The following is a 21,777-nucleotide window of genomic DNA, read 5'->3' as shown; positions in this document are numbered from 1 at the left end:
GGTAAGCGATTACTGAGAAAATAAAGTATGGACGTGAAAGAACAGGTTGCTCAACAGCGTGTTGAACTGGAAGCAGCGGTCGCTAAAGCGCTGGAGCTGGCTGGCCAACAGGCTGATGCGGCTGAAGTTGCGATAAATAAAACGACCGGGATCAGTATCTCGACGCGTATGTGCGAAGTTGAGAACGTTGAGTTTAATAGTGATGGCGCACTCGGTATTACCGTTTACCGTGGTCAGCGCAAAGGTAGTGCATCAACGTCTGATCTGAGTGAAGACGCGATTGCACAAACTGTTGCAGCAGCTCTGGATATTGCGCGTTATACCTCTGAAGATCCTTTTGCTGGTCCTGGCCCGAAAGAATTAATGGCGAAGGATATTCCAGAACTTGATTTGTTCCATCCTGATGAGCCAGAGCCCGATCATGCTGCCTCTATTGCGATTCAGGCTGAGCAGGCCGCCTTGGAGTCTGATCCTCGAATCAAAATGAGTGACGGCGCAAGCTATGATAGCCATTACGGCATTCGTGTTTATGGCAACAGTCATGGCATGCTCGCAAGTTATGCTTCAAGCCGTCACAGCACGAGTTGCTGCGTGATAGCGGAAGGCAAAAATGGTGAGATGGAGCGAGACTATAGCTATACCACAGCGCGCCGTGCTTCTGAACTCTGGACTCCAGAGAAAGTAGGGCGCCATGCGGCAGAGCGTACTGTTGGTCGAATTGATCCACAGAAGCTGTCTACTCGAGAAGCACCAATCATGTTTGCGGCGGATATTGCGACAGGGTTGTTTGGTCATTTAGTGATGGGGATCAGTGGCTCTAACCTTTATCGTAAATCTACATTTTTACTTGACCAACTGGGTGAGCAAATTTTCCCGGAGTGGCTCAATATTAGTGAGCGTCCACATATCTTACGTGGTATGGCGAGTACACCATTTGATAGTGAAGGGTTGGCGACACGCGATTGTGAAATCATCCAAGATGGTGTGCTTCAGACGTACCTGATGACAAGCTATGCGGCACGTAAGCTAAACCGTCAGCCAACAGGCCATGCCGGTGGTATCCATAACTGGATAGTGAAATCGACCGGTGAAAGCTTCGATCAGATGCTGAAAAAGATGGATCGCGGCTTGTTGGTCACTGAGCTCATGGGCCAAGGCGTGAATATCGTAACGGGTGACTATTCACGTGGCGCGGCTGGATTTTGGGTCGAAAATGGTGAAATCCAGTACCCTGTCAGTGAGGTTACTATTGCGGGTAACCTGAAAGACATGATGAAGAACATTGTCGCTATCGGTAGTGATACTGAAACGCGCAGCCAGATCCTAACGGGCTCCATGCTAATGGATACCATGAAGATTGCCGGTGAGTAATAAGCCGTTGTACTTATCTCAGGGCATGACAGTGGATTGATCAAAAAAGCGAGCTTGATAGGCTCGCTTTTTTATTGATGCTTGCTCACGGTGCGAACGGGTAGGCTATACCAAAAAGACGGTCGCGAGCCCAAGGAAGACGGATAAACCGACAATATCGGTAATGGTCGTTAGTGCCATACCGCCAGCTAACGCGGGATCGATGTTCATCTTTTTGAGGAATATCGGAATACAAACCCCCGCAATACCAGCGACCAATAAGTTGGTTAGCATTGCTCCGGCAATGATAGCGCCAAGCAGTAAACTCCCTTTCCAGAAGACTACGACACCACCAATAATTGCCGCCCATAAAATACCGTTAATTAAGCCGACGCGGGCTTCTTTACTTAATAACCAGCGAGTATTGGTATCACCGATGTGGCCGACAGCAAGGCCTCGAATGACCAGCGCGACGGTTTGGTTACCGGCGACGCCACCCATAGACGGTACAATCGTCATCAAGATGGCGATTGCAGCCATTTGCTCAAGCGTATCTTCAAACAGGTTGGAAACTGATGCGGCAGCCAATGCTGCGAGAACGTTGACGCCGAGCCAGATACTTCGACGCTTAGCGGATTTAACCACAGGGGCGAAAGTATCTTCGTCGTCATCCATACCCGCCATACTCATCATGGTATGCTCTGCATCTTCACGAATGATATCGACAACATCATCAATGGTAATACGACCAACAAGTTGATTGTCGGTATCAACAACGGGGGCTGACAGCCAGTTGCGGCGTTCAAACAGGGTGGCGACTTCGCTATCATCCATATCAACCGCAATGGCCTCATCGGCATCATCCATAACATCTTGGATTTGGATGTCGGGTTGAGTGGTGATAAGAGTGGCCAATGATAAGTGGCCAATCAGTTTTTCGTTTTGATCGACAACGTACAGGGCATCAGTAGCTTCCGGCAATTCGCTCTTCATTCGTAGGTAACGCAGAACCACATCTGCGGTTACATCCCCTCGAATAGTGATGAAATCGGTACTCATGATACCGCCGGCGGATTCTTCTGGGTAGGCTAGCGCTTTCTCAACCCGGTGGCGATCGGTTGCGTCCATCTGTGCCAGTACTTCCTGATATTTGCTATCAGGTAAGCTACGTAGGACGTAGGCAACGTCATCGGTTTCCATGCCTTCGGTAACAGCGGCCAGTTTATCTGGTGCCATTTGAGCGACAATGCCATCTTTTACGTCTTCTGAAAGCTCGTCGAGGATTTCACCTTGTTCTTCAGGATCGGTAAGTTGCCAAAGTACTTGACGCTCTTTAGGCGGAGAGGCTTCGAGAAGGTGTGCAATGTCCTCCGGCTCCATCTCTTGGAGCATTCGGCGAACGTGGACAAACATGCCGTTTTCAAGCGCTTGGTTGACTTCTTGTAGTGTTTGGTGGGTTTGGTCTTGCTCTATTACATCCGCCATTGCTTGCGATACCCCAAATAACCGTGATGCGATATACCTGAAGATACTTGATGGCTCAAAAGCCACTCAGTAATGCTGAGAGGTATAACAATGCAATAAGCTGAATTTTAACGCAATAGTGATACAGTGTCTCATCAGAACTGAGAGGAAATAAAGATTTAATGCTTTTACGTTGTTTTATTCTTCGCTATTGAGTTAGCTTTCTTCGTCAAAACCCGCTTCGATGAGCTGACTAACGGCGTCTAACGCGACGAGGGCGTCAGTCCCGTCTGCACTGACACTGATCTGTTGCCCTTGGGCTGATTCCAGCATTAATAGTCCCATAACACTATCTGCTGTGGCCGTTTTTTCACCATTGCAGATAGTAATACACGACTCGAAACTCTGCGCAAGTTCGACCAATTTGATGGCTGCTCTTGCATGTAGTCCTAGGCGGTTTTTAATAAACAATTCCCGGGAGCACTGGGTCATTTTTTAGCTTCCAACGTACGGTGGCGAATTTGAATTTGGTGCCCTTCGTATTTGAAATGTTCAGCCAGTTTCTGAGCGACATAAACGGAGCGATGTTGGCCGCCAGTACAACCTATCGCGACAGTAAGGTAGCTGCGATTGTTCTTTTCAAGCATAGGCAACCAGGTTTCGATAAAGTTGCGAATTTGATAGATCAACTGGTTAACTTCAGGCTGTGCAGAAAGATACTCTTTGACGTCTTGATCAAGGCCGGTTTGTGGTTTTAGTTCAGGAACCCAATGTGGGTTAGGTAAAAACCGCACGTCAAACACATAATCAGCGTCCGTAGGCAGGCCATGTTTAAAACCGAAAGATTCAAAGACCATGATGAGTTCGCGGGCATCCCGACCAAGCACACGAGAACGTACCGTTTCACTAAGATCATGGATCGATTTACTGGTGGTATCGATGACAAGATCGGCGTGTTCTTTTAATTCCGCAAGGTGATCGCTTTCAGACAAAATTGCTTGTTCAAGGCTCATGTTGTTGCGAGATAGCGGGTGTAAGCGCCGAGTTTCGCTATAGCGTTTGATTAGCTCTTTGTCATCTGCATCGAGGAACAGTACATTCACATCGACATCATCACCAAGCGAATCCAATGTTTCACGGATCACATCTGGCTCTGCTGGCATATTACGGACATCAATGCTGACGGCGACATTTTGCTGGTTACCTTCTAGCGTCTTGATAAATTGCGGCAGTAAAGTCACCGGTAAGTTATCAACGCAGTAATAACCAAGATCTTCAAGTACACGCAAGGCGATAGACTTACCTGAGCCAGAGCGCCCACTTACGACCATTAACATCATGGCTGAGATACCTCAACAATCGGGGAGTGTGTGATGATCATTATGAATCACAGGTTAGGATTTGATAAAGCTCTTCATCACTTTTTGCGGTGCGAAGTTGCTTACAAACTTGTTTACTGCTGAGCTTTTCAGCCATACAGGAAAGGGTTTGCAGATGCTCTTTACATTGTGCATCGGGCACGAGCAATGCAAATAGCAAATCAACTGGTTGGTTGTCGATAGCATCAAACTGAATCGGATCCTGACATTGGATCAATACAGCAACGGCTTGCTCACTATTATTGATGCGGCCATGAGGGATCGCGATGCCATTACCGATACCGGTACTGCCCATCTTTTCTCGGCTCAGCATACACTCAAAGAGAGGCTGGGGGTTCTGGTCAAGGTGCTCAGCAGCAATTTCACTGATAATTTCCAAAGCACGCTTTTTACTGGAGCAAGGGACTGCACTTTTAGTGCAGTCCAGGCTCAATACATTACTCAGTTGCATGATTAGTGACTATTGAGTTTATCTTTGTGTTTGTTTAGTTGACGAACCAGTTTATCAGTTAATGCGTCAATAGCAGCATACATATTTTCAGAATCCGCCTTTGCGTGGATTTCTCCCGAGTTAATATGCAGTGTAGCCTCTGCAACTTGCTGTAATTTTTCGACGTTGAGCACAACATTAACATTATTAATTTTATCGAAAAAGCGCTCCAACTTATCGAATTTCGTCAGGACATATTCGCGCATTGACGGTGTAATTTCGACATGGTGCCCGGTTAGGTTAATTTGCATAGACATCTTCCTTCTGTTGGCGCCTGTTAGAGCAGACGTTTTCGCTGATTAGACGGCGGAATGCCCAGAGATTCACGGTATTTGGCAATGGTTCTTCTTGCCACCACGATCCCTTGGTCCGCCAGTAATGTCGCTATTTTACTGTCACTCAGTGGCTTGACTTGGTTTTCTGCTGCTACCAGCTTTTTAACCAAGGCGCGGATAGCGGTTGACGAGCATTCGCCGCCGTTATCAGTACTTACGTGACTTGAGAAGAAGTATTTCAGTTCAAAAATGCCACGAGGGGTATGCATATATTTTTGCGTCGTTACCCTGGATATCGTGGACTCATGCATATCAACCGCCAGCGCAATATCGTTGAGTACCATTGGCTTCATGGCTTCTTCGCCATATTCGAAGAAGTCTTGTTGGTATTCGACAATACAGCGGGCGACTTTTAATAATGTTTCATTACGGCTTTCTAGGCTTTTGATCAGCCATTTTGCATCTTGTAGGTGCGTGCGGATAAACTGGCTATCAGCGGTGTTACGGGTACTTTTGCTTAATGCTGCATACTGTTGATTGACGCGAATGCGCGGTACGCTATCTGGATTGATAGTGACGACCCATTTGCCGTGATCTTTAAAGACAGATACATCAGGCACAACGTATTCAGTTTCTGACGCAACGACACGGTTACCAGGTCGAGGGTCTAGGCCATGAATCAGTTGCATTACGGCTTTTAGTTCGGACTCTTTCAGTTTGGTATCACGCATTAACTGACGGTAATCGCGGTTTGCCAGTAAGTTGATACAGTCGGTAAGCAGCATGCGGGCTTCAGGTAGCCAAGGTGTGTCTTTAGGAAACGTAGCCAATTGAAGCAAAAGGCATTCTTGCAGGTTACGTGATGCGACCCCTAATGGGTCAAACTGCTGAATGCGTTTAAGAACGGCTTCAACTTCATCAAGCTCGACATCTTCAGCGCCTAAACTTTCAAGGATTTCATCGGTTGAACAGGTTAGATAACCTTTATCATCGATACCATCAATAATTGCTGTGGCAATGGTATGGTCGGTATCACTGAATGGGGTGAGTTCAACTTGCCACATGAGGTAATCTTGCAGGCTTTCGGTGGTTTCACCTTGATAAACGGGCATTTCGTCATCAATAGCAATACCTGTGCTACCTGTCCCAGCGCTGTAGACATCATCCCAAGTCGTATCGACAGGGAGCTCTTCTGGCATCTCTCGTTGTTCAATGACATCTGAAGTGTCATAGGGTTCAGGTTCGCTGCTATCGGATTCTTGTGCAGATGCCTCTGTGTGCTCGGCGCTCTCAGGTTTGTGCTCTTCACCGGTTAAGGTTTCATGTGCACTTTCTTCAAGCTCCAGCAGTGGGTTGGCGTCTAGGGCTTCTTGAATTTCTTGCTGAAGATCCAAGGTAGACAATTGCAAAAGCCGAATTGCTTGTTGCAGTTGAGGCGTCATTGCCAATTGTTGGCCAAGTTTGAGCTGGAGCGAGGTTTTCATATATATGTATGTACCTTGTTATTATCTTTGGTGTTGGCTGCATAGCACCGGTAAGTGATACGGAATCCATTATTCGATTCTCGGTGCTAGCTCCTGGTACGTCCTTATGTATAACTATAGACGGAACTGGTCACCCAGATAGACTCGTTTTACATGTTCATCATTTAACACTTCGCTTGGGGTGCCATGCGCAATCAAATGTCCCTGGCTGACAATGTAAGCTTGCTCACAGACATCCAGCGTCTCTCGAACGTTATGATCGGTGATCAATACACCAAGACCGCGATCCCGTAGGTGCTCAATGATCTTTTTAATATCGATCACAGATATTGGATCAACCCCTGCAAATGGTTCATCTAAGAGAATGAATTTTGGGTTAGCGGCGAGTGCACGAGCGATTTCAACACGGCGACGCTCACCCCCAGATAGTGCCATACCTAAACTGTTGCGAATGTGCTGAATGTTGAATTCATCTAATAATTCTTCCAGCTTATCCTGACGCTCAGCCTTTGTTAGCTCTTTGCGTGTTTGCAATACAGCCATAAGATTATCGTGTACCGACAGTTTGCGGAAAATCGATGCTTCTTGTGGCAGGTAGCCGATCCCCATGCGAGAGCGGTTATGCATTGGTTGAAGACTGATGTCTTCATCATCAATGGTTATTGAACCTTCGTCACGCGCCACAAGGCCGACAATCATATAGAACGAGGTCGTTTTTCCAGCACCGTTTGGCCCTAATAGGCCAACGATTTTACCAGACTGAACCTCAAGGCTAACGTCGGACACTACTTTGCGGCCGTTATAGCTTTTTGCAAGATTTTGGGCTTTTAGCGTTGCCATGTCGTGATTACTTCTTGTTTTGATTCATTTGGTTAGGCTGCAAGATCGTGGTTACCCGTTTTTTCTTGCCACTCTCAGCAACGAGTTTTTGCTCGTCAATTTTGTAGCTAATAACCTTGCCTTGAATTTCACTACCATCCTGAATAAGAATGGCGTCGTCGGTCATTTTCAGAAACTCGATATTGGTTTCATAGCGCATTTTTTTAGCTGCGCCATCAATAGGCTTACCGTCATCCATCAGCTGGTGGAAGGTTGCCGGGTTACCATAAGCATCAATGGTTTCACTGCCTTCATTACCATTAGGTCGGGTAACAACCACTTTATCAGCTCGAATATCAATACTGCCCTGACGTAAGATAACATTGCCAGTGAAAGTCACGATATTTTTTTGAATATCAAGTTCTTGGTTGTCTGAGTCGATATAAATTGGTTGCTCTGTATCGCTTTTTAAAGCCCAGCTAGAGGTGCTGATACAAAGGCAGAGCAGGGTCGTAATTTTATAAAGCTTCATATCTACCTTTCACATTTTTTAATAAGGTGGCGACGCTACGATCCATATTTCCTTTCATCCCCAGCCCTTCATTTTGAAAAGCATCACCAGTAATAGTGACATGATCTGGGGTGTCAAAATCTTTGCTAACAAGATCAATGCGTAAGTTTTCGGTTTTAATTACTTTAACAGCAGACTCTGGTAATAAGTTGAAAATACGAACATTACCCGTCATTTGTAACACGTGGTTCTTATCGAGTCGCGCTGTGTTTGAGCTGATCCGCCATTCTGTTTCTGTCCCATCACGGTAGAGCCACAATACGGGTTCAACAAAATCAGTATTACCACTACTACTAAAGTGCTCAAGGTAATTGGCATCGATTTGGTAACTGCGTAACCCTGATTGATTGAAAGCCGTATTCACTACGCTTTTGCCTGTAAATATAGGCTTTTCTGTATCAGGCGCGACTTGAATATCTGCCTGCCAGTGCTTATCAAGCAGGTAGTAGCCAGTCCATGCACAGATCACAATGAGTAGTACATAGAGTAGCCTTTGTAAGGTCATATACTTAAGCCTTTATGTTTATCGAGCTCCCCTCTGGCCTCAAGGATTAAGTCGCACACTTCACGCACGGCACCATAACCGCCCTGAATACGGGTGGTGAAATCAGCACGGCGAGCCAAGAGAGGGTGGCCATCAGCCACACAAATAGACAGGCCAACTTTTTCCATAACCGGCCAGTCAATTAAATCATCGCCAATGTAGGCGGTGTGCTCAGGGGCGATGGCTAGGGTGTTGACGATATCGTCATAGGCAGCCAGTTTATTGTCTTGCCCTTGATAGATATGTTGGATGCCCAGCGCCGACATACGGTTTTCAACAATGGCTGACTTTCGCCCTGTAATGATGGCGATTTCAATGCCAGCCCCCATCAGAGACTTTATGCCATAGCCGTCACGAGTGTGGAACGTTTTAAGCTCTTCGCCATCGTTCCCCATGTAGATGCGGCCATCTGAAAAAACACCGTCGACATCGCAAATTAATAGCTTAATCTCTTTCGCTTTGGCCATGTTCGATTGGCATACAGGGCCATACAATGTATCAACTTGCATTACATGACTCCCGCTTTGAGTAGATCGTGCATGTTCAGCGCCCCGACCAGTTTGCCATGTTCAGTGACCAGTAGGCCATTGATTTTGCGATCTTCCATTTGTTTTAAACCTTCAGCTGCCAGTAACTGTGGAGAAATGGTAGCAGGGTTTCTGGTCATCACTTCACCAATTGTGGTGTTGTGAATATCAATACGGCTATCCAATAGGCGGCGAAGATCGCCATCAGTGAAGATGCCAAGAAGCTGCTGGTTACTATCAATGATAGCCGTCATTCCCAAGCCTTTACGAGAGACTTCAAGAAGTGCATCTTTTATTGAGGCTTCTTCCGTTACGACAGGTAGGAACTTGCCGCTATGCATAACATCGCTAATACGCATCAGCAACTTTCTGCCTAACGCGCCACCGGGGTGAGAGAGAGCAAAGTCATCAGCGGTGAATCCGCGTGATTCCATCAAGGCGATAGCGAGCGCATCCCCCATCGCTAATGTTGCCGTTGTGCTCGATGTTGGTGCTAAGTTTAATGGGCAGGCTTCTTTATCTACAGTGATCTGTAGATGGATTTGTGACAGCTTAGCCATACTTGATTCTGGCTTACCCGTCATGCTGATCAAGGGAATACCTAAGCGTTTGATCACCGGTAGCAGTGCCAGAACTTCGGATGCTTCGCCGGAATTAGAAATAGCCAAAACGACATCGCCTTTTTTGACCATGCCTAAGTCACCATGGCTCGCTTCTCCTGGGTGGACAAAGAATGCAGGTGTGCCAGTGCTTGCCAGCGTCGCAGCAATTTTGTTGCCAATATGCCCTGACTTGCCCATACCCATGATAATCACTTTGCCTGAGCAGCCTGCAATTAATTCACAGGCCTGAGTGAAACTACCGTTAATATATTGGGTTAAGTTTTTTAGGGCTTCTGCTTCAATTTCAATAACTTTGCGGCCAAAAGCGCAAAAATCAAACGTATTAGACATAATAGGGCTCTCCGTTAAGCCGCTACATTATAAAACAGATAACCTTGATAGGCGATAAAGCAGGTAACGAGAATGCTACCTTCTAGGCGATTGATTACTCGACTCTTTCCTAAAGCCATTATTACGAGCAGAATAGAAACCCCTAACATGACATAGTAATCTCGGCCCATGGCATACGGGCTCAACGTTGAAGGGTTTAATAGGCCTGGGATACCCATAACCGCCAATACATTGAAGACATTCGAACCGATGATATTGCCGACAGCCATATCATCTTCGCCTTTATAGATACTGGCGATAGAGGCTGCAAGCTCTGGCAGGCTGGTGCCAATCGCAATGATTGTTAGACCGATAACCAGATCGCTCATACCAAAGTATTTGGCAATCGTGACAGCTGAATCAACTAGCATACTTGCGGCATAAGGCAGTAAAACTATACCAATAGCGACCCAAATGAGTGCGGCTCGGTTGCTGACTCCTTCCGGAATTTCTGATTCTTGTTCTTCAACCAGAGGGTCACCTTCGGCTTTAGCTTGGCGGCTAATTTTGAGCATGGCTAGCAAGAAGATGATAAACAAAATAACCAGTAGCACCCCTTCATAGAAGCCGAGGTAACTATCCCACAATAGGGCACCCGCGATTAAGGTGACGGCCATCATTAGTGGCAATTCACGGCGGATGATCCCTGAGCTGATAGAAAGCGGTTTTAGCATGGCGGTTAAGCCTAAGATAAGGGCGATATTGGCGATGTTCGACCCTAAAACATTACCAATGGCGGTATCGGTTTTACCTTCAAGGGCTGCGGTGGCTGACACCATCATTTCAGGTGCTGATGATCCCATCGCCAGGATGGTCATACCGATAACCAAAGGGGCGACCCCTAGGTTCTTTGCAAGTGCTGCAGCACCATATACAAGTCGGTCTGCACTCCATACTAGTAATGCTAATCCGATACAAAGCAACACGATGGCTTCGAGCATGGTTATCCCTTATCTCTGTTATATTGATTGAGCCGAGCAATCACGGTATAGCCGTAAACCTGCTGGGGATTCAATGGGGTTAATCTTTGGTTAAGAGACTAATTTTGACGGTTCAGCCATAAAAAAGAAAGCAAAAGGCGTGATTAATTCACCAGAGCGAGATGTTTTTCTCTTCTAGTTTTTCGTTGCCACCAAACCCGTCAGTAATGACTCGAAAATGGGCGATAAGCCGATGGTTGGGGGGAATGGGCGAAGCGGTGCCGTAGGGAACGATTTCACATCGCTGTAAGAAATAACAGACTTCTTACCGTCAATGTCTTGAGTTGGTTGCATAATCTACCTATGATCAATAAAAAGCTGTTAAATTATTAATTATACTAATTATTCCTTTTTATTGCTGAAAGCTAAGCTTGAGTCTAAGGGCTATGTAGGGGGACTATGAAGCATACGGATGCGCTGGTGTCGATCCGGCACGTAACCTTCTCCCGAGGGGAGCGAAAAATATTTGATGATGTTTCTCTGGATGTGCCCAAAGGTAAAATTACCGCGATTATGGGCCCTTCAGGCATCGGCAAAACAACGTTATTGCGTTTAATCGGTGGGCAAATTCAACCCGATAGTGGTGAAATTTGGTTTGAAGGCGGCAATATTCCAGCCTTAAAGCGGGCTGAGCTTTATCAGGCCCGCAAGAAAATGAGCATGCTATTCCAGTCTGGCGCTTTGTTTACAGACATGAATGTCTTCGACAATGTGGCATTCCCATTGCGTGAACATACCGATTTACCGGAAGACTTGCTGCGCACTTTAGTCTTGCTGAAATTAGAATCGGTGGGCCTACGTGGCGCTGCGTTACTGATGCCAAATGAGCTTTCTGGCGGAATGGCTCGGCGTGCAGCACTTGCGCGTGCGATTGTACTTGATCCGGAATTGATCATGTACGACGAACCTTTTGTTGGGCAGGACCCTATTACGATGGGGGTCTTGGTTAAGTTGATAAAGGACATGAACCAAGCGTTGGGTATTACATCAGTGATTGTATCCCATGATGTGCCAGAGGTAATGAGCATTGCCGATCATGTGTATTTGCTGTCAGGAGGGAAGATCATCGGTCAAGGTTCGCCTGAAACTTTACAGCGAAACCCCGCTCCGCAAATTCGCCAGTTTCTTGATGGCGACGCAGATGGCCCAGTACCGTTCCAATTTCCAGCCCAGCCGATTGAGTCCGACCTGTTTGGCTTACCTGGCTCTTATGGGGATGAGCAAAGCGGAAGAAATAAGGTAGCGGATTAATGATATTGGATTTTATTGCCAAGCAAGGGCGTTGGGGCATTGAAAAGTGTCAAGCAACGGGGCGGGCAACCCTTTTATTGTATGGGGCACTGGTTAGTCGTCCGCAGCCTAAAAAAATGTTTCCCCTTTTACTTAAGCAGCTATATTCCGTTGGAGTACTGTCGGTTGCGATTATCTTAGTATCAGGGTTATTTATAGGTATGGTTTTAAGCCTGCAAGGCTATATCGTACTTGTCGATTTTGGAGCAGAGACCAGCCTCGGTCAAATGGTTGCTCTGTCATTATTACGAGAGCTTGGGCCTGTAGTAACGGCCTTGCTCTTTGCGGGGCGAGCTGGCTCTGCCTTAACCGCTGAAATCGGGTTGATGAAAGCAACCGAGCAGCTTTCTAGCATGGAAATGATGGCGGTCGATCCACTCCGTCGAGTCATTGCCCCCCGCTTTTGGGCTGGCGTGATTTCGATGCCACTATTAACGCTGTTGTTTTGCGCGGTAGGTATTTGGGGCGGGCAGCTGGTAGGGGTTGACTGGAAAGGAATTGATTACGGTAGCTTTTGGTCAGTAATGCAGTCATCTGTTGAGCTTGGCTACGATATCGGCAATAGCATTATAAAATCAGTGGTATTTGCCATTACAGTGACATGGATAGCGGTCTTTAACGGTTATGATGCCGTACCGACATCAGAGGGGATCAGCCGAGCGACAACGCGAACGGTCGTGAACTCGTCATTGGCGGTTTTGGGGTTGGACTTTGTCCTGACAGCCTTGATGTTTGGTAACTAAATAGGCCTTAAGGCTATGGAAGTTAGGAATATTCAGATGCAGCAAATAAAGAAACTAGAATTATGGGTAGGCAGCTTTATCTTAGCCGGTATCGCCGCATTGCTCGTCTTAGTATTTAAGGTCGCGGATGTTCAAAATCTAGGTGGTAATGACTCTTATCAATTGAAAGCGCAATTTCATAATATTGGCGGCTTGAAAGTGCGTTCTCCAATAAAAGTCGGTGGCGTGACCGTTGGTAAAATAACGGATATTACGCTTGATACTGAAAATTATATCCCGGTAGTCACCCTGTCAATCGAGACAAAGTATGGCTATTTCCCGGAAACAAGCTCCGCCGCGATTTTGACATCTGGGCTCTTGGGCGAGCAATACCTAGGTCTTGATCCTGGCTTTATTGATGATGATATTGAAATGCTGGGGGACGGTGATCTTATTGAAGATACGAAATCCGCATTAGTCTTAGAAGATATGATTGGCCAAGTGCTTTATAGCATTGGTGGTGATGGCGAGTAAGGAGACTTAAGATGAAGTTTGTGCGTTACGTAGTGATGTTGTTGGCTTGCTTGCCGTTGTTCTCAGTCGCGGCAGTAGATCAAAGTGATCCATATTTAATGATCAAGGCTGTTTCTGAAAAAACATTTTCGCGTATTAAAGCTGAGCAGCCACAAATTCAGCAAAACCCTGAGGTTTTACGACGTGTTGTGAAAGAGGAGTTGCTCCCTTATATCAATACACGCTATGCCGCTTATAAAGTGCTGGGGCCGAATTTAAAGAAAACCAGTAAATCGCAGCGCAATGATTTTGTTGCTGCGTTTTCTGATTATTTGGTCGCTTCTTATGCTCAGGTACTGACTCAGTACACGGATCAAGATATCAGAGTGGAATCAGCAAAGTCTGTACCAGCCGATCGAAGCATTGTTTCGGTGCGTGTCGACATTCTTGATACGAAGCGGCCGCCTATTCGCTTGGATTTTAAACTGCGCAAAAATAAAAAATCCAATGAATGGCAGGGATTTGACATGGTTGCCGAAGGAGTCAGTATGATTTCTACCAAACAAAGTGAATGGAGTGGACAACTCCGTAATCACGGTGTCGATGCTGTAACCGAAGATTTAAAAGTGCTAGCAGCCAAACCCATTCGCCGTGAGACAGAAAATCAATGAGTAAGCCAAAGATTGAGTGGCGAGTTCAGGAAAATGGCTATTATTGCTTGTCAGGAATATTGGAACGTGACACAGTTCCAGCTTTTTGGCGGCAAAATCATGAATGGATGCCCCAGGATTCTCAGGTTAAGCTCGATCTATCGGCTTTAACCCGGGTTGATTCTGCCGGTATGGTGATGCTGCTGCATGTATACCAACAGCTCCGCCAAAATGGCGCCGAGCTGACATTATTGAATGTGCCAGAACAGCTAATAACTTTGCTACGCCTGAGCCATATCGAAACAATGTTAGCTGCTTGTGTTGATTGAGCAGCAAAGAGGATAGCTTGTGGAAATCTCAGAAATTAAACAAATTCTGGAAAATGCTTTAGAACTTGATGAAGTCATCGTAAAAAGCGATGGCAGCCACTACGAAGTCATCGCGGTTGGCACCATGTTCGACGGTATGAGCCGTGTTAAAAAACAGCAGACCATTTATGGTCCACTGATGGGACACATTGCTGCTAACGATATTCATGCGTTAAGCATCAAGACATTCACGCCTGATGAGTGGGCGCGCGATAAAAAGTTGATGTCACTGTCCTAAGAGGTTAATGATGCAGAAGTTTCGAATCCAGGGCAGTGGCCCATTATGTGGCGAAGTCTCTATTTCTGGTGCTAAGAATGCAGCATTGCCAATTCTGTTTGCTTCTCTACTGGCTGAAGAGCCGGTTGAGGTAGCGAATGTTCCTCAGTTGCGTGATATCGATACAACGATGGAATTGCTGAGCCGTTTAGGTGCGAAAGTATCTCGTAATGGTTCAGTACATGTTGATGCAGGACCGGTTAATGAGTTCTGTGCGCCGTATGATTTGGTTAAAACCATGCGCGCATCAATTTGGGCGCTTGGTCCATTAGTCGCACGCTTTGGCCAAGGACAGGTTTCTTTACCTGGTGGTTGTGCGATTGGCGCTCGTCCCGTTGATTTACATATTCACGGTTTAGAGCAGCTAGGTGCCGAAATCACCTTAGAAGAAGGCTACGTTAAAGCTTCGGTCGATGGACGCCTAAAAGGTGCGCATATCGTTATGGATAAGGTCAGCGTTGGCGCGACAGTTACCATTATGTCTGCAGCAACCTTGGCTGAAGGCACTACGGTGATTGAAAATGCAGCGCGTGAGCCTGAAATTATCGATACCGCAGACTTCCTGAATACGCTAGGTGCGAAAATCACAGGTGCGGGTACCGACACCATCACGATTGAAGGTGTTGAGCGCTTAGGTGGTGGTTACCATGAAGTAGTTGCTGATCGCATTGAAACAGGAACATTCCTTGTTGCTGCTGCTGTTTCTGGCGGTAACATTATCTGCCGTAACACGCGTCCTTCATTGCTTGAAGCTGCTCTGGCTAAGCTAGAAGAGGCGGGTGCAAAAGTTGAGACCGGTGACGATTGGATCAGCCTTGATATGACAGATCGAGAGCTTAAAGCGGTTAATATCCGTACTGCACCGCATCCTGGCTTTCCGACAGATATGCAGGCACAGTTCTCATTGCTAAACTTGATGGCAAAAGGCACTGGGATCATTACTGAAACGATTTTTGAAAATCGTTTTATGCATATCCCTGAGTTGATCCGTATGGGCGCTCATGCTGAAATCGAAGGTAATACTGTAATTTGTGGTGATACTGACGGTTTAAGTGGCGCACAAGTGATGGCAACTGACTTACGAGCGTCAGCCAGTCTTGTGATTGCAGGAAGCATCGCAGAAGGTGAGACGATTGTTGATCGTATCTATCATATCGACCGCGGTTATGAACATATTGAAGATAAGTTCAGTGCCCTTGGCATGAAGATTGAGCGCTTTAGCGATTAATTACCGCTCTTGCTAATTTGCCAATAAAAAAGCCTCGCATTGCGAGGCTTTTTTTATGTTTTCTAACCCGTCAGTTAATTAATAATCATTAGGTTCATCGCCAATTAACACGGTTAATGACACCGGTTGGCCGTTACGTAACACCTTCATTTCAACATTGGTGCCAGGGCGCAGTTCAGTGACAATATCGAGCACATTGCGACGGTCAGTGACTCGTTTACCGTCAACTTCGATAAGAATATCTTGTACTTTGAAGCCGGCACCTGCCGCGGGGCCACTTGGATCCATACCCATGACAATGATGCCGCTAACCTGCTCTGCATCATAAAGGCGTGCCATTACTGGATTGATATCACGTGCTTCAATACCGATATAACCTCGAATGACTCGCCCGTCGGCAATTAACTTATTCATGATCTTCTGGGTTAACTCATAAGGAATCGCGAACGAGATGCCATAGGTTTCAATATCTGTTGTTTGCTGAAAAGAAGCGGTATTGATCCCAACGAGTTCACCACGGGTGTTAACCAGTGCACCACCGGAGTTACCTTCATTGATTGCCGCATCGGTTTGCAGGAAATCTTGTCGGCCATAAAAGCTCATGCCAGAGCGGCCTGTTGCCGAAATGATGCCGTAAGTTGTTGTTTGACCAAGGTTGTACGGGTTGCCGATAGCTAAGACTACATCACCGACAGCTGGTTTGTATTGTGGGCTCAAAGGAATGACGGGTAAATTATCTGCTTGAATTTTAAGTACTGCTAAGTCAGTACGTTGATCTTTACCGATAAGTTGAGCCGTTAAAATTCGACCATCTTGCAAGGCAACAATGACCTGATCGGCTTCAGCAACAACATGATAATTTGTCATGATGTAGCCTTTATCGCTCATGATCACGCCAGATCCCAACCCTTGGGTGCTAAGTTTCAAGCGGTCTTCTGCATTGTAGCGACGGTTGTATATATTAACGACGGCTGGTGATGCTCTTCGTACGGCATAGTTGAACGAGATTTGAGCTTGGCTAGGCTCTATCGGCGTTAGAGCTGCTGGGGCTTCGAATACTTGGGTACGAAGGTTGGGGAAAAGGGCAAGTAAGGCTACGGCCGTGACGACACCAATAATGATGGATCGACGAAAAAAAGCCAGCATGAACGCACCCCTGAAATAAACCACCTAGTATCATTGTGAGGGTATCATTACCATCACCAGATACCAAATTTCGTTGTGTCTTGTTGAATGCAGTGGAAAGAGGGGCTGGTCTGTGAGGGAAATAGCTGGGCACGTTGGCCCAGCAAATGATCAAACGTTAGCGAATTATCAAGTAAAGTACGTTGTTATTGCGTTGCACTTCAAGGGCAAGTACATTCGGTTGCGCTTCAAGCTCTTTCCTTAACTCACCTAAATTGCTGACGGTCTGGCGATTGACGCCGAGAATGATGTCGTCTTTTAGTAGGCCATAGCGGGCTGCCATCGAGTCCTTTTGTAGCTCGGTGACTTTGACTCCCTTCACGCCATCTGCGTCAGTAGTATTGCTGAACTCCGCCCCTGCAAGTCCTGGATGAAGGTTATCGGCTTTAACTTTATTTTGGGTAGCTTCTTGGAGTGTTACCTTAACGGTTTTCTCTTTACCATCACGGATTAAACCAAGTGTGGTTTGCTTGCCAGCCCCAAGTGTCGCAATTTTTGCGCGCAGTTCACCAAAGGTTCTAATTTGCTTCCCGTTAACCGAGACAATAATATCGCCAGCCTTTAACCCGGCTTTTTCTGCTGCCGATTCTGGCATAACTTGATTAACAAATGCACCGAGGTTAGTTTCATACCCAAAGGCTTCTGCGAGTTCAGAGGTTAACTCACCACCTTGTACACCCAGTACGCCGCGTTTTACTTCACCAAACTCTAAAATTTGCTCAGTGAGGTTACGAACCATATTCACTGGGATGGCAAAACCGATCCCGACGTTACCGCCATTTGGCCCAAGGATAGCGGTATTGATCCCGACGAGCTCACCATTGAGGTTAACTAGCGCACCACCAGAGTTACCGCTATTAATCGCCGCATCTGTTTGAATAAAGTTTTCGAAATTTTCGAGATTCAGCCCACTGCGACCAAGCGCTGAAATGATCCCGGATGTGACTGTTTGGCCGAGGCCAAACGGGTTGCCAATGGCGAGAGCAAAATCCCCCACACGTAATTGGTCGGAATCAGCGAGCTTAATTTCAGTGAGGTCGCTGGTTTCTTTTAATTTTAGTAACGCAATGTCAGACATCTGGTCGCTACCAATCAATTCTGCCGTAAGTTCTCGGCCATCATGAAGTTGCACCATTATTTTATCGGCGCCGCCAATTACATGGTGGTTAGTGACGATATAGCCTTTATCAGCATCGACGATCACCCCAGAGCCTAGGCCTCGGAAAGGGCGCTCTCTCACTTGTTCTTCAGGGAAGTCTGGGCCGAAAAAGAATCGGAAGGAATCGGGTAGGCGCTGCTTTGAGACTTGCTTACCTTCAACGGCTATTGTCACAACGGCAGGGGTTACTTGTTCTAGCATTGGGGCAAGGCTAGGTAGCTGTTGATTATTCGCTATTTGAGGAAGGGCGGCGGTAGCTGTTAATGGGGTAATAACAGAACTGATGCCGAGTGCTAGGGCACTGAATATAAGCAAAGGTTTTTTCATTATTACTAAACTCCGATTTTCAAGTCATAAAGCAGGTAACGCTAGATAGCTGAATTGCCTGCTATAAGTGAGACTTGAAAACCGGTGTTTAGTTCATAAGAAATAAGACATTAACGATGTGCTAGCTTGCTTTCGGGGTTTCAACAACTGGCTCTGGCTCACCTTTAAGTAGGCCTGTTGCACCGTTAGCGTAGTCACGAGGCTGATCCTGAGCTTCTTCAGCAAGCTCTTTGACTGCTGAAAGTTTACTTACGCGAGGTGAGAAAGGATTATCTTGCTCAGGTAAGTTTGGCATTAGCTCGGTAGAGGTCTTTGACATGTGATCGTAGAGCTTGCTGTAGTCTTTGGCGATATTTTCTAAAAGCTCAGAGCTTTGTGCGAAGTGATCAACCAAATCCTGACGGAATTGCTCTAGTTCGTATTTTGACTTTTCTAAGTCTTTTTTCAGTTCTTTTTGCTGTTTTAGACCTTTATTGCCAAGTCGAGTAGCGAAGGCACCGATAGCCGCACCCACAATAAAGATAAGAAGCGCATAAAACCAAGTCATGAATAACTCCTTTTGACTCAATAAAAACAGGGGGTGGCTAATTTCCTCAGATATGTCTGAGGGGGAAGTATAGCCAATATATGACACCCTTGTTGTACACCATTGAGAATTAATTGGCGCTGAATAATCGCCAAATAAATCGTATTTGTATAGTTACTATACATGCTCAATCGCTAGCGTGGTACTATCGAAACAAAGGAAAGGAGAATAATGAGGCACGTGAGGATGACGCCGCAACAAAAATACCAACAAGATCTCAAACGCCCGGATTTTTATGCCGATAATGCTCAAGCCATGGCGGTTCGCCATCTTGAAGATCTATACCAACGCCTATTATTACCTCCCGAGGTTCCCCAAAAGTCACTTTTCTCCCGCTGGTTTAAGCGAGAGAGCAGCGAGGCTGCCACCCCTGAAAAAGGGCTGTATTTCTGGGGCGGTGTAGGCAGAGGTAAAACATATTTGGTTGATACGTTTTTCGATTGCCTCCCAACTGAACGAAAAATGCGAGTGCACTTTCACCGTTTTATGCATCGAGTCCATCATGAAATGCAGCAATTGGGACAGCAAGCTGATCCCCTGGAAGTCGTTGCAGATCGGTTTAAGCTTGAAACTGATATTATCTGCTTTGATGAGTTCTTTGTCTCGGATATTACCGACGCCATGATTTTGGGTACGCTGTTTGATGCGCTGTTCCGTCGCGGTATTACCTTGGTGGCAACATCAAATATTCCGCCGGACGAGCTATACCGTAATGGGTTGCAGCGTGCGCGCTTTCTTCCTGCAATTGCATTGATTAACACGCATTGCGAGGTGGTAAATGTTGATTCAGGTGTTGATTATAGATTGCGGACATTAGAGCAGGCTGAGATCTACCACGCTCCGTTAGATAGCCAGGCCGAACAAAATCTGCTGCATTACTTTGAGCAACTCACGGTAGAGCCAAGAACCGAAGGAAAGGCGATTGAAATCAACCACCGTATGCTGCCAACCCGGCATGAGGCGGATGGGGTGGTGCATTTTGATTTCGCCACGTTATGCCAAACAGCACGTAGTCAATCAGACTACATGGAGATCGCTCAGCTTTACCATACGGTGCTGCTGTCAGATGTTCGGCAGATGGGGGAGCAAGAGAGTGATGCTGCTCGTCGTTTCATTGCATTAGTTGATGAATTTTATGAGCGAAACGTCAAACTTATTATTTCAGCGGAAAGCGGGTGGGAGCATTTATACCAAGGGCAGCGGTTAGCGTTTGAATTTAAGCGTTGTTGCTCAAGGTTGGTGGAAATGCAAAGCCATGACTATCTAGCCTTGCCACATTTAGCTTAACCCCCTTTATTTCTCTTAAATAGAGAGTAAAAGCGGGGAGTAAAGAAACGCCATTGAAGGTTAAAACGAGAAGAAGAGAAAAAAACGCATTTTTTTTTGAAAAAAAGGTGATTTTTTCTCCACCCTTCCCTATAATCTTGCGACCCACCGTACCTGTGTCGGCGAAAGCCGGGAGCACCAACCGCTCGAAGGGGTGATGACTGGGCTCTGAACAGAGGGAGTGCTTCGGCGCTCCTGTGAAGTGAAACTATTTAATTTTGGGTAATAATTAGCATGAAAACTTTCGTTGCTAAACCAGAAACTGTAAAACGTGACTGGTATGTTGTTGACGCTGAAGGTAAAACTCTTGGTCGTCTTGCAACTGAAATCGCATCTCGTCTACGTGGTAAGCATAAGCCGGAGTACACTCCGCACGTTGACACTGGTGACTACATTGTAGTTATCAACGCTGAAAAAGTAGCTGTAACTGGCGCTAAGAAGACTGACAAAATGTACTACCACCACACTGGTTACATCGGTGGCATTAAGTCAATCAGCTTCGAGAAGCTTATCGATAAGAAGCCAGAAATGGTTATCGAAACTGCTGTTAAAGGCATGCTTCCTAAAGGTCCTCTAGGCCGTGCTATGTACCGTAAGCTTAAGGTTTACGCAGGTACTGAGCACAATCATGCTGCACAGCAGCCTAAAGTTCTAGACATCTAATTGGGGAAGATGACAATGGCAGAGAATCAATACTACGGCACTGGTCGCCGCAAAAGCTCAGCTGCTCGCGTTTTCATTAAACCGGGTACTGGCAACATCGTAATCAATAAGCGCAGCATCGAAGAATACTTCGGTCGCGAAACTGCTCGCATGGTTGTTCGTCAGCCACTAGAGCTAGTTGAAATGATTGAAAAACTAGATCTATACATCACTGTTAAAGGTGGTGGTATTACTGGTCAATCTGGTGCTATCCGTCACGGTATCACTCGTGCTCTTATGGAATACGATGAAACTCTACGTCCAGCACTACGCGCTGCGGGTTATGTAACTCGTGATGCACGTAAAGTTGAGCGTAAGAAAGTCGGTCTACGTAAAGCACGTCGTCGTCCACAGTTCTCTAAGCGTTAATATTACGCTCCAGAATGTATGTTCTGGAAAACTGTGTGCAAAAAGCTCAACCTTCGGGTTGGGCTTTTTTTATGCGCGCTATTTTTAATGTTATTTCTATCACAAGTAAATAACAATTTTGTCTTCACCAGTCGTTATTATTTTGCTTGTCTCTTCACTGTATTCCCCTGTAAACACATCAATTAACCGCGTGTTTTGTT

General features: G+C 46.2%; 27 protein-coding genes. 11 read left to right on the top strand and 16 right to left on the bottom strand.

Annotated elements, in window-relative coordinates; translation table 11 throughout:
* Positions 1 to 27 precede the first annotated feature (27 nt).
* Positions 28 to 1,371 (top strand): metalloprotease PmbA, encoded by a 1,344-nt coding sequence (gene pmbA / locus L4D09_RS07065; RefSeq protein WP_428456788.1) that lies wholly within the window; start codon positions 28 to 30, stop codon positions 1,369 to 1,371.
* Positions 1,372 to 1,476: 105 nt separating this feature from the next.
* Here pmbA and mgtE read toward each other — a convergent pair whose 3' ends face one another.
* The 13 genes from mgtE to L4D09_RS07000 form a co-directional block, all read right to left on the bottom strand.
* Entirely contained in the window at positions 1,477 to 2,835 is a 1,359-nt protein-coding gene (mgtE, locus tag L4D09_RS07060) for a magnesium transporter (RefSeq protein WP_428456787.1), read from the bottom strand.
* Between the two features lie 195 nt (positions 2,836 to 3,030).
* Complete coding sequence (locus L4D09_RS07055; RefSeq protein ID WP_428456786.1) at positions 3,031 to 3,306, bottom strand: HPr family phosphocarrier protein; 276 nt, start codon at positions 3,304 to 3,306, stop codon at positions 3,031 to 3,033.
* On the bottom strand, positions 3,303 to 4,154 hold the full coding sequence (gene rapZ, locus L4D09_RS07050) for an RNase adapter RapZ (RefSeq protein ID WP_428456785.1): 852 nt from the start codon (positions 4,152 to 4,154) through the stop codon (positions 3,303 to 3,305). Before rapZ ends, L4D09_RS07055 begins: the two co-directional genes overlap by 4 nt.
* A gap of 40 nt (positions 4,155 to 4,194) precedes the next feature.
* Positions 4,195 to 4,644, bottom strand: coding sequence for a PTS IIA-like nitrogen regulatory protein PtsN (gene ptsN / locus L4D09_RS07045; protein WP_428456784.1), 450 nt, complete (start codon positions 4,642 to 4,644; stop codon positions 4,195 to 4,197).
* 2 nt (positions 4,645 to 4,646) lie between these two features.
* Positions 4,647 to 4,934 (bottom strand): ribosome hibernation promoting factor, encoded by a 288-nt coding sequence (gene hpf, locus L4D09_RS07040; RefSeq protein ID WP_428456783.1) that lies wholly within the window; start codon positions 4,932 to 4,934, stop codon positions 4,647 to 4,649.
* A gap of 26 nt (positions 4,935 to 4,960) precedes the next feature.
* Positions 4,961 to 6,442, bottom strand: coding sequence for an RNA polymerase factor sigma-54 (locus L4D09_RS07035; protein ID WP_428456782.1), 1,482 nt, complete (start codon positions 6,440 to 6,442; stop codon positions 4,961 to 4,963).
* 114 nt (positions 6,443 to 6,556) lie between these two features.
* Positions 6,557 to 7,282, bottom strand: coding sequence for an LPS export ABC transporter ATP-binding protein (lptB, locus tag L4D09_RS07030; protein ID WP_428456781.1), 726 nt, complete (start codon positions 7,280 to 7,282; stop codon positions 6,557 to 6,559).
* Positions 7,283 to 7,289: 7 nt separating this feature from the next.
* On the bottom strand, positions 7,290 to 7,793 hold the full coding sequence (lptA, locus tag L4D09_RS07025; RefSeq protein WP_428456780.1) for a lipopolysaccharide transport periplasmic protein LptA: 504 nt from the start codon (positions 7,791 to 7,793) through the stop codon (positions 7,290 to 7,292).
* Entirely contained in the window at positions 7,780 to 8,337 is a 558-nt protein-coding gene (lptC, locus tag L4D09_RS07020) for an LPS export ABC transporter periplasmic protein LptC (protein WP_428456779.1), read from the bottom strand. Before lptC ends, lptA begins: the two co-directional genes overlap by 14 nt.
* Positions 8,334 to 8,885, bottom strand: a complete 552-nt coding sequence (kdsC, locus tag L4D09_RS07015) for a 3-deoxy-manno-octulosonate-8-phosphatase KdsC (protein WP_428456778.1) — start codon at positions 8,883 to 8,885, stop codon at positions 8,334 to 8,336. The genes lptC and kdsC overlap by 4 nt, the downstream gene beginning before the upstream one ends.
* Positions 8,885 to 9,856 carry a KpsF/GutQ family sugar-phosphate isomerase gene (locus L4D09_RS07010; RefSeq protein WP_428456777.1) on the bottom strand — a complete coding sequence of 324 codons (972 nt, stop codon included), beginning with the start codon at positions 9,854 to 9,856 and terminating at the stop codon, positions 8,885 to 8,887. The genes kdsC and L4D09_RS07010 overlap by 1 nt, the downstream gene beginning before the upstream one ends.
* Before the next feature lie 14 nt (positions 9,857 to 9,870).
* The gene (locus L4D09_RS07005; protein ID WP_428456776.1) at positions 9,871 to 10,836 is read right to left on the bottom strand and encodes a calcium/sodium antiporter; all 966 of its coding nucleotides are present in this window, start codon (positions 10,834 to 10,836) and stop codon (positions 9,871 to 9,873) included.
* A gap of 174 nt (positions 10,837 to 11,010) precedes the next feature.
* Positions 11,011 to 11,169, bottom strand: coding sequence for a hypothetical protein (locus L4D09_RS07000; RefSeq protein ID WP_428456775.1), 159 nt, complete (start codon positions 11,167 to 11,169; stop codon positions 11,011 to 11,013).
* Positions 11,170 to 11,274: 105 nt separating this feature from the next.
* On the opposite strand from L4D09_RS07000, the gene mlaF reads away from it, so the two are divergent.
* From mlaF to murA, 7 genes are read left to right on the top strand one after another with little or no spacing between them, the layout of a single operon-like run.
* The gene (mlaF, locus tag L4D09_RS06995; RefSeq protein WP_428456774.1) at positions 11,275 to 12,126 is read left to right on the top strand and encodes a phospholipid ABC transporter ATP-binding protein MlaF; all 852 of its coding nucleotides are present in this window, start codon (positions 11,275 to 11,277) and stop codon (positions 12,124 to 12,126) included.
* A complete protein-coding gene (gene mlaE / locus L4D09_RS06990; RefSeq protein WP_428456773.1) occupies positions 12,126 to 12,908 on the top strand; it encodes a lipid asymmetry maintenance ABC transporter permease subunit MlaE in 783 nt (260 codons plus the stop codon). Before mlaF ends, mlaE begins: the two co-directional genes overlap by 1 nt.
* Positions 12,909 to 12,944: 36 nt before the next feature.
* A complete protein-coding gene (gene mlaD / locus L4D09_RS06985; RefSeq protein WP_428456772.1) occupies positions 12,945 to 13,421 on the top strand; it encodes an outer membrane lipid asymmetry maintenance protein MlaD in 477 nt (158 codons plus the stop codon).
* Positions 13,422 to 13,432: 11 nt separating this feature from the next.
* On the top strand, positions 13,433 to 14,071 hold the full coding sequence (gene mlaC / locus L4D09_RS06980; protein ID WP_428456771.1) for a phospholipid-binding protein MlaC: 639 nt from the start codon (positions 13,433 to 13,435) through the stop codon (positions 14,069 to 14,071).
* Complete coding sequence (locus tag L4D09_RS06975) at positions 14,068 to 14,379, top strand: STAS domain-containing protein (protein WP_428456770.1); 312 nt, start codon at positions 14,068 to 14,070, stop codon at positions 14,377 to 14,379. The genes mlaC and L4D09_RS06975 overlap by 4 nt, the downstream gene beginning before the upstream one ends.
* Before the next feature lie 19 nt (positions 14,380 to 14,398).
* Positions 14,399 to 14,656 (top strand): BolA family iron metabolism protein IbaG, encoded by a 258-nt coding sequence (ibaG, locus tag L4D09_RS06970; RefSeq protein ID WP_428456769.1) that lies wholly within the window; start codon positions 14,399 to 14,401, stop codon positions 14,654 to 14,656.
* 10 nt (positions 14,657 to 14,666) lie between these two features.
* A complete protein-coding gene (murA, locus tag L4D09_RS06965; RefSeq protein WP_428456768.1) occupies positions 14,667 to 15,923 on the top strand; it encodes a UDP-N-acetylglucosamine 1-carboxyvinyltransferase in 1,257 nt (418 codons plus the stop codon).
* A 78-nt stretch (positions 15,924 to 16,001) separates the two neighbouring features.
* Here the strand turns inward: murA and degS are convergent, their stop codons facing one another.
* From degS to zapG, 3 genes are all read right to left on the bottom strand, one after another.
* Positions 16,002 to 17,069 (bottom strand): outer membrane-stress sensor serine endopeptidase DegS, encoded by a 1,068-nt coding sequence (gene degS / locus L4D09_RS06960; RefSeq protein WP_428456767.1) that lies wholly within the window; start codon positions 17,067 to 17,069, stop codon positions 16,002 to 16,004.
* A 157-nt stretch (positions 17,070 to 17,226) separates the two neighbouring features.
* On the bottom strand, positions 17,227 to 18,594 hold the full coding sequence (locus L4D09_RS06955) for a Do family serine endopeptidase (RefSeq protein ID WP_428456766.1): 1,368 nt from the start codon (positions 18,592 to 18,594) through the stop codon (positions 17,227 to 17,229).
* A 121-nt stretch (positions 18,595 to 18,715) separates the two neighbouring features.
* Positions 18,716 to 19,141, bottom strand: a complete 426-nt coding sequence (zapG, locus tag L4D09_RS06950; RefSeq protein WP_428456765.1) for a Z-ring associated protein ZapG — start codon at positions 19,139 to 19,141, stop codon at positions 18,716 to 18,718.
* A 225-nt stretch (positions 19,142 to 19,366) separates the two neighbouring features.
* Here zapG and zapE point away from each other — a divergent pair, with 225 nt between their 5' ends.
* The 3 genes from zapE (at position 19,367) to rpsI (ending at position 21,577) form a co-directional block, all read left to right on the top strand.
* The gene (zapE, locus tag L4D09_RS06945; protein WP_428456764.1) at positions 19,367 to 20,467 is read left to right on the top strand and encodes a cell division protein ZapE; all 1,101 of its coding nucleotides are present in this window, start codon (positions 19,367 to 19,369) and stop codon (positions 20,465 to 20,467) included.
* Between the two features lie 273 nt (positions 20,468 to 20,740).
* Positions 20,741 to 21,169, top strand: coding sequence for a 50S ribosomal protein L13 (gene rplM, locus L4D09_RS06940; protein ID WP_428456763.1), 429 nt, complete (start codon positions 20,741 to 20,743; stop codon positions 21,167 to 21,169).
* 15 nt (positions 21,170 to 21,184) lie between these two features.
* Positions 21,185 to 21,577, top strand: coding sequence for a 30S ribosomal protein S9 (rpsI, locus tag L4D09_RS06935; protein ID WP_107300020.1), 393 nt, complete (start codon positions 21,185 to 21,187; stop codon positions 21,575 to 21,577).
* Positions 21,578 to 21,777 lie beyond the last annotated feature (200 nt).

The sequence above is a fragment of the Photobacterium makurazakiensis genome, from assembly GCF_050336715.1.
In the GTDB taxonomy this organism is placed as follows: Bacteria; Pseudomonadota; Gammaproteobacteria; order Enterobacterales; family Vibrionaceae; genus Photobacterium; species Photobacterium makurazakiensis.
The sequence above is the reverse complement of the archived record's forward strand: the minus strand, read 5'-3'. Positions and strand labels throughout refer to the sequence as shown.

Bases quoted from the DNA above. Each gene is read 5' to 3' on its own strand.
- pmbA (WP_428456788.1), top strand. From the start codon at position 28: ATGGACGTGAAAGAACAGGTTGCTCAACAGCGTGTTGAACTGGAAGCA.
- mgtE (WP_428456787.1), bottom strand. From the start codon at position 2,835: ATGGCGGATGTAATAGAGCAAGACCAAACCCACCAAACACTACAAGAA.
- L4D09_RS07055 (WP_428456786.1), bottom strand. From the start codon at position 3,306: ATGACCCAGTGCTCCCGGGAATTGTTTATTAAAAACCGCCTAGGACTA.
- rapZ (WP_428456785.1), bottom strand. From the start codon at position 4,154: ATGATGTTAATGGTCGTAAGTGGGCGCTCTGGCTCAGGTAAGTCTATC.
- ptsN (WP_428456784.1), bottom strand. From the start codon at position 4,644: ATGCAACTGAGTAATGTATTGAGCCTGGACTGCACTAAAAGTGCAGTC.
- hpf (WP_428456783.1), bottom strand. From the start codon at position 4,934: ATGCAAATTAACCTAACCGGGCACCATGTCGAAATTACACCGTCAATG.
- L4D09_RS07035 (WP_428456782.1), bottom strand. From the start codon at position 6,442: ATGAAAACCTCGCTCCAGCTCAAACTTGGCCAACAATTGGCAATGACG.
- lptB (WP_428456781.1), bottom strand. From the start codon at position 7,282: ATGGCAACGCTAAAAGCCCAAAATCTTGCAAAAAGCTATAACGGCCGC.
- lptA (WP_428456780.1), bottom strand. From the start codon at position 7,793: ATGAAGCTTTATAAAATTACGACCCTGCTCTGCCTTTGTATCAGCACC.
- lptC (WP_428456779.1), bottom strand. From the start codon at position 8,337: ATGACCTTACAAAGGCTACTCTATGTACTACTCATTGTGATCTGTGCA.
- kdsC (WP_428456778.1), bottom strand. From the start codon at position 8,885: ATGCAAGTTGATACATTGTATGGCCCTGTATGCCAATCGAACATGGCC.
- L4D09_RS07010 (WP_428456777.1), bottom strand. From the start codon at position 9,856: ATGTCTAATACGTTTGATTTTTGCGCTTTTGGCCGCAAAGTTATTGAA.
- L4D09_RS07005 (WP_428456776.1), bottom strand. From the start codon at position 10,836: ATGCTCGAAGCCATCGTGTTGCTTTGTATCGGATTAGCATTACTAGTA.
- L4D09_RS07000 (WP_428456775.1), bottom strand. From the start codon at position 11,169: ATGCAACCAACTCAAGACATTGACGGTAAGAAGTCTGTTATTTCTTAC.
- mlaF (WP_428456774.1), top strand. From the start codon at position 11,275: ATGAAGCATACGGATGCGCTGGTGTCGATCCGGCACGTAACCTTCTCC.
- mlaE (WP_428456773.1), top strand. From the start codon at position 12,126: ATGATATTGGATTTTATTGCCAAGCAAGGGCGTTGGGGCATTGAAAAG.
- mlaD (WP_428456772.1), top strand. From the start codon at position 12,945: ATGCAGCAAATAAAGAAACTAGAATTATGGGTAGGCAGCTTTATCTTA.
- mlaC (WP_428456771.1), top strand. From the start codon at position 13,433: ATGAAGTTTGTGCGTTACGTAGTGATGTTGTTGGCTTGCTTGCCGTTG.
- L4D09_RS06975 (WP_428456770.1), top strand. From the start codon at position 14,068: ATGAGTAAGCCAAAGATTGAGTGGCGAGTTCAGGAAAATGGCTATTAT.
- murA (WP_428456768.1), top strand. From the start codon at position 14,667: ATGCAGAAGTTTCGAATCCAGGGCAGTGGCCCATTATGTGGCGAAGTC.
- degS (WP_428456767.1), bottom strand. From the start codon at position 17,069: ATGCTGGCTTTTTTTCGTCGATCCATCATTATTGGTGTCGTCACGGCC.
- L4D09_RS06955 (WP_428456766.1), bottom strand. From the start codon at position 18,594: ATGAAAAAACCTTTGCTTATATTCAGTGCCCTAGCACTCGGCATCAGT.
- zapG (WP_428456765.1), bottom strand. From the start codon at position 19,141: ATGACTTGGTTTTATGCGCTTCTTATCTTTATTGTGGGTGCGGCTATC.
- zapE (WP_428456764.1), top strand. From the start codon at position 19,367: ATGACGCCGCAACAAAAATACCAACAAGATCTCAAACGCCCGGATTTT.
- rplM (WP_428456763.1), top strand. From the start codon at position 20,741: ATGAAAACTTTCGTTGCTAAACCAGAAACTGTAAAACGTGACTGGTAT.
- rpsI (WP_107300020.1), top strand. From the start codon at position 21,185: ATGGCAGAGAATCAATACTACGGCACTGGTCGCCGCAAAAGCTCAGCT.